The 5,934-nt window shown below is 44.8% G+C and carries 4 protein-coding genes and 1 other RNA gene; 1 reads left to right on the forward strand and 4 read right to left on the reverse strand.

Going from position 1 to position 5,934, the window contains the following annotated elements; genetic code table 11:
• Both dnaX and ffs read right to left on the reverse strand, forming a co-directional pair.
• Positions 1 to 1,009, reverse strand: a 1,009-nt coding sequence (gene dnaX, locus A3735_RS22095; RefSeq protein ID WP_068638655.1) for a DNA polymerase III subunit gamma/tau, incomplete at its 3' end; no start/stop codon positions are given.
• A 213-nt stretch (positions 1,010 to 1,222) separates the two neighbouring features.
• An RNA gene (gene ffs / locus A3735_RS22100) (signal recognition particle sRNA small type) lies at positions 1,223 to 1,319 on the reverse strand.
• A 382-nt stretch (positions 1,320 to 1,701) separates the two neighbouring features.
• On the opposite strand from ffs, the gene A3735_RS22105 reads away from it, so the two are divergent.
• A complete protein-coding gene (locus tag A3735_RS22105) occupies positions 1,702 to 3,555 on the forward strand; it encodes a bifunctional diguanylate cyclase/phosphodiesterase (protein WP_068514760.1) in 1,854 nt (617 codons plus the stop codon).
• 22 nt (positions 3,556 to 3,577) lie between these two features.
• Here the strand turns inward: A3735_RS22105 and A3735_RS22110 are convergent, their stop codons facing one another.
• Positions 3,578 to 5,620 (reverse strand): NADPH-dependent 2,4-dienoyl-CoA reductase, encoded by a 2,043-nt coding sequence (locus A3735_RS22110; protein ID WP_068514757.1) that lies wholly within the window; start codon positions 5,618 to 5,620, stop codon positions 3,578 to 3,580.
• A gap of 120 nt (positions 5,621 to 5,740) precedes the next feature.
• Positions 5,741 to 5,934 (reverse strand): hypothetical protein (locus A3735_RS22115; protein ID WP_231882622.1); only part of this gene is annotated, 194 nt, incomplete at its 5' end.

A 5,934-nucleotide genomic window follows, 5' to 3' on the forward strand; every position in this document is an offset into this window, starting at 1 on the left:
CCTGACGACTAACCAAGGCCACTTGATAGAAAAGCTGAACATCTTCGGCACATAACTTACGAGCATAGGAAACGACGTGCTCCTGATCACCCATAGAGTTATCACAAGCGCCAGGAACAGCCTGCTCGATAGCCACACGATGAAGCACTTCTGCAATCGTCGCTAACACTGAAGCATAATTTGGGGAAAATTCGGCGAGCGCTTTAATTTCGTCAAGCATCGCTGCCGCATTTCTTGAAATCAAACAATCCAGAATACGATAGATCTTTTTCTGGTCAACCGTCCCCAGCATTGCACTAACGCCAGTCTCGGTAAGTGCATGGTTTCCATAAGCTATAGCCTGATCAGTCAGACTAAGCGCATCACGCATACTGCCATCAGCAGCTCTGGCAAGCGCCCATAAAGCCATATCCTCAAAACTAACCTGCTCTTGACCAAGGATATTCTGCAGGTGCCCAACAATGCGTTCTGGCGACATATTCTTCAGATTGAACTGGAGGCAACGCGAGAGAATCGTTACAGGAAGCTTTTGCGGGTCGGTTGTCGCAAACAAGAACTTAACATGCTCTGGAGGTTCTTCGAGCGTTTTCAACAAAGCATTGAAACTTGATTGCGAGAGCATATGAACTTCATCAATCAGATATATCTTGAAGCGGCCTTCAGAGGGAGCATACTGAACATTTTCCAGAAGCTCACGCATATCCTCTACTTTGGTTCGAGAGGCCGCATCGATTTCAATCAGATCAACATAGCGGCCTTCAGTAATACTGGTACAAGCACCGCACTGACCGCAGGGTTCAGCAGTAATACCTTGATGACAACTTAGACATTTCGCCAGAATACGGCCAATTGTCGTTTTACCGACACCCCGGGTACCGGTGAACAAATAAGCATGATGCAGCCTTTGACTTTCAAGCGCATGAATCAAGGCCTTAAGAACGTGCTCTTGACCAACCATCTGTTTGAAATTTTGGGGGCGCCACTTACGCGCAAGTACCTGATAACTCATGAAATCATCTTAGCAAAGTAAACGATTAAAATCTTAAGACGCTATAGTACACTGACAAGAGGCTTAAAACGACTTTGTTTTCACATCCAAATAGCTTCTATTCACAAGCACTCGGACTCAAAGGAATCAAATATAGAGATTATTAAAGACTTAGATCAACAGGAAGTAGCTATTCAGAAAGAAGAACTAGGGAAGAAAAATTAAGGTGATGACTTCCACCAGCTACACCTCGGCACATAAATCCACCGCTATGGCTGCTCCCTTCCGGGCCTGACCAGGTTAACAGCTTATTATTGCGTGGGAACCAATGAAAGTCACCATAACATTCCAAGCAAAATGGGCATATTGAAATGCAGTACTGCTGGAAAGTGCGCGCATTCTAACAAAGCTTAGTAAGCATGAAAAGAGAGTATCAAACGAATATTGGTGTTTTTTACATGCAATATTTGAGGCCAGTGTAAAAACAGCTGTTTCTACACTGGCCTCAAATCACTAATAACTGGATTAAGCTGATAATTTACCACTTAGAATACTTAACTATAACGGCCTTTATTTCTTTGCATAAGGCAAAAAACTGGCTAATAATTAATCGATTCAATACTTAATTATAATCAGGTGAAATGTGCAAACCCGATTATGCTTGGCAAGTTGGACATTTAAGATCTCTCACCCGCTAGCTGTAGAGGTATTTCATGCGGTATGAACAGCTTCAAGCATTACTGACCCACCAAACTGCGCTAATAAGCAGAATTGCGCTGGAAGCAGACTTAAAACTCTGCCTCCAAGATATTGCTATTCATATCGAAGCCCTTGTCGACGAACATATCAAGACCGCTATTTTCATTATCGAGAATGAAGAGCTCCGTCAACTGGCAGCCCCCAGCCTACCCGAGCTATTCCATTCAAAAGTTGACCGCATACCGATCGCTCACGATAGCATGCCCTGTGCTATAGCAGCGCAGACGGGTGAAACCATCATTATTGAAGACCTGCAAAATACGTTTTATTGCCAAAATTTTGCTCATTTATCGCTAACACTAAACCTTAAAGCCTGCTGGGCAACTCCCATATTTTCGGCCCAAAAGGAGGTCCAGGGAGTATTCATTGTCTATTTTCCTGAAATTCAAAGACCAAATGAATCACATTTAGAAATCCTGGAACACTTCACTCACCTAACCAGCATTGCATTAGAGAAGCATAACCTCCGAACCCAGCAACAAAAAGCTCAAACCCAGATAGAACAACTTGCATTTTACGATGCTCTAACCAATCTCCCCAATCGTCGACTTTTGATGGACAGAACCCAGAAAGTTATCGATAGGATTAAACGAGAACACCTCTTTGGCGCCCTGATATTTATCGACCTCAATGGTTTCAAGCGAATCAATGACTCCATAGGCCATTATGTGGGTGACAAACTTCTGGTATCCGTGGCCCGGCGGCTTCAAAACTCTATAAGAGAAGTCGATACCATCGCTAGGATTGGTGGCGATGAGTTTGTTATTTTGCTTGAAGACCTCAGTAGCTCTCGCAAGCAAGTAGAGCAAGAAGCTCTTCAAGTTGCCCAACGAAGCCTTAAAGACCTTGAAAAACACTTTGAATTATCAGACCGACGTTACCGTATCGACGCGAGCATCGGCATAGCAGTCATCAACGAATTCGATTGCGATGCAATAGAACTGCTTAAGCACGCCGATGCCGCTATGTATGAAGCGAAAAAGACTCCCCACAAAAAAATATGCTTCCATAATGATGTGCTTCAGGAGTCCATTGATCACCGCCTACGTGTTGAAGGGGAAATCAATGATGCGCTGGAGCACTTTGCCTTCCACGCCCATTATCAACCTCAAGTAGATTTGAATGGAAAACTAATTGCCGCAGAAGCTTTAATTCGCTGGCATCACCCTGAAAGAGGCCTAATCTACCCGAATGATTTTATCCCCGTTGCCGAACGCATGGGCGCTATGGATAAAATTCAGGAAGCAATGCTAACCGAAGCTTGCGAAACACTTTGTCAGTTGAAGCGCTTAGACTTACTCAAAGATAACTTTCGCATATCGGTAAATATCTGCCCTTCCCAGCTTAAGTCCAACACACTACCAATGAACTTGATTCGCACACTGGAGCACTACGAGCTTTCCCCGGGATATTTTATGTTGGAAATAACGGAAGGGATGTTAATAGAGGACCTGGAACAAACCGTTTCTATCCTTGATGAGTTGAGGCAAAAAGGCTTCAAGATATCTATTGACGACTTTGGCACGGGCTACTCTTCACTGTCCTATCTAAACAGCCTGCCTGTGAACGAAATCAAAATTGATAAAAGCTTTATCAGCACCTTGTCTGATGAACCGTCGACACACGGAGTGATAGATACCGTTATCGCACTATCGAAACACTTCCACTTTGAAGTTATTGCCGAAGGAATTGAACAACCAACACAGCTTGAAGTACTGCGTAAGAAGGATGTAAAAGGAGTTCAAGGCTACCTTTTTGCAAAACCGATGAATCAGTCAGACTTCATCAATTGGGTTAAGGCAGCCTAGTTTATAAAAGCCTCTATAGAGATTAAATTTCAGCGGCCAAACGGGAACCTTGGTCAATGGCTCGTTTTGCATCCAGCTCAGCTGCGAGGTCTGCACCACCGATAACATGAACCTTCATCCCTTTACCCTCAGCACCCGCTTCCAACAAAGCATCTGCCAACTTACGATTTGAGTCCTGTCCTGCACACAAAATCACGTTATCTACCTCTAAAGTGCGGGACTTACCGTTCACTGTGATGTGCAAGCCTTCGTCATCAATCTGATCATACTGACAACCAGGAATCATGGTGACATGCTTTTGCTTAAGCACAGCTCGATGAACCCAACCAGAAGTCTTGCCTAGATTCTTACCTAGAGCACTCTCTTTTCTTTGTAGCAGGAACACCTCACGCTCTGGGGCAGAGACCTGAGGATCAATTAGGCCTGCACGATTGTTCAGCTGCGTATCAACCCCCCACTCTTTATACCACTGCTGCTTTTCGGCCTCTGGCGTTTCTCCGTGCTTATGAACTAGGAACTCACCAACATCAAAACCAATACCGCCTGCACCAATTATGGCTACTTTCTCACCAACAGGCTTTTTATCACGCAAAACATCCAGATAACTCATAACCTTTTGATGTTCAACACCAGGAATTGGAGGCGTTCGAGGAGAAATACCCGTGGCGACAATCACCTCATCAAACCCCTCTTTGATGAGGTCTTCGGCTTCAACCCAAGTATTCAAACGAAGGTCAACGCCATACTTTTCAATCATCTTACCGAAGTAGCGCATGGTCTCATTAAAGTCATCTTTGCCCGGCACTTGCTTGGCAATGTTAAACTGCCCGCCAATCTTGTCGCTTGCATCAAACAAACTCACCTGATGACCCCGCTCAGCCAATACCGTTGAAGCAGACATGCCTGCTGGCCCCGCACCGATAACCGCAACTCGCTTCTTGTCCTGAGTCGGCAAATATTTCAACTCAGTTTCATGACAAGCTCGAGGATTCACCAAGCACGACGCCCTTTTCATCTGAAAAGTGTGATCCAAACATGCCTGATTACATGCAATACAAGTATTGATTTCATCGCCTTTGCCCGCCTCGGCTTTCGATACGAAGAAAGGGTCAGCCAGTAAAGGGCGTGCCATAGAGACTAAATCTGCCTCACCCTTTTCGATAATATCTTCTGCAATCTCAGGCGTATTAATTCTGTTACTAGCACACACAGGAATTGAAACTGTCTTACGAAGCTTTTCTGTCGCAAAACTAAATGCAGCACGCGGCACAGAGGTAACAATTGTCGGGATACGCGCTTCGTGCCAACCAATACCAGTGTTAATAATGGTAGCACCAGCTGCTTCAATCTCTTTAGCCAAGACCTCAATTTCATCCCAACTCTGACCGCCGTCAACTAAGTCCATCAACGACATTCGGTAAACGATAATAAATTTCTCGCCAACCGCCTCACGTACACGACGTACTGTTTCGATAGCAAAGCGCATGCGGTTTTCTGCAGAGCCGCCCCATTTATCAGTTCGTGTATTGACTCGTTCAGCCAAGAATTGGTTAATCAAATAACCTTCTGATGCCATGATCTCAATACCATCATAATTAGCAAACTGTGCCATCTTGGCCGCATTAGCATAGTCATTGATGGTTGACTCAATTTGCTTCGAGCTTAGCTTACTCGGTTTAAAAGGCGTGATCGGGGATTTTTTATTTGTTGCTGAAACACTGTAAGGCGTATAGCCATAACGACCAGCGTGCAAAAGCTGCATACATATCTTGCCGCCTTCGTTATGTACTGCAGAGGTAACGCGACGATGCAATAAAGCCGTTAGTTTATTATCCATTCTAGAGCCCAAAGGCAAAAGCTCACCACGGCGGTTTGGAGAGAAACCGCCCGTAATCATCAGGCCCACCCCACCCCGAGCTCTTTCAGCAAAGAAAGCCGCCAGCTTATCGATATGATAAAAACGGTCTTCCAAGCCCGTGTGCATAGAACCCATAATGACGCGGTTCTTTAGAGTCGTAAAACCAAGATCGAGAGGGGCTAGCAAGTTAGGATAATGGGGATTCATAAGGAGCCTCGGCAGAAAAATTTTGTGCAAGTCTAAAGCGTTTTAGGCCAATTTGAAACTCCCTTCTTAAGGAGTTTCGCGGGCATGGAGTAATACTTGATACGGTAGAAAGTGATCAGATTAAGATATCTTGGTTAGGGTATTTTCATCGGTATGTTCGAAGCCACTCTCACCATAGATATCAACCACAGTTGTTTGCTGATAATGCAAGCGATCCCCCTCCACTTCCAATGTTTGACTGAAGGACTTGGTATTTGCTTTTTCCCTCATAAACGCCGCTTCAGTAATGCCCCAGGTATCGCTGCCATTTTCTG

The sequence above is a fragment of the Oleiphilus sp. HI0061 genome (assembly GCF_001635675.1).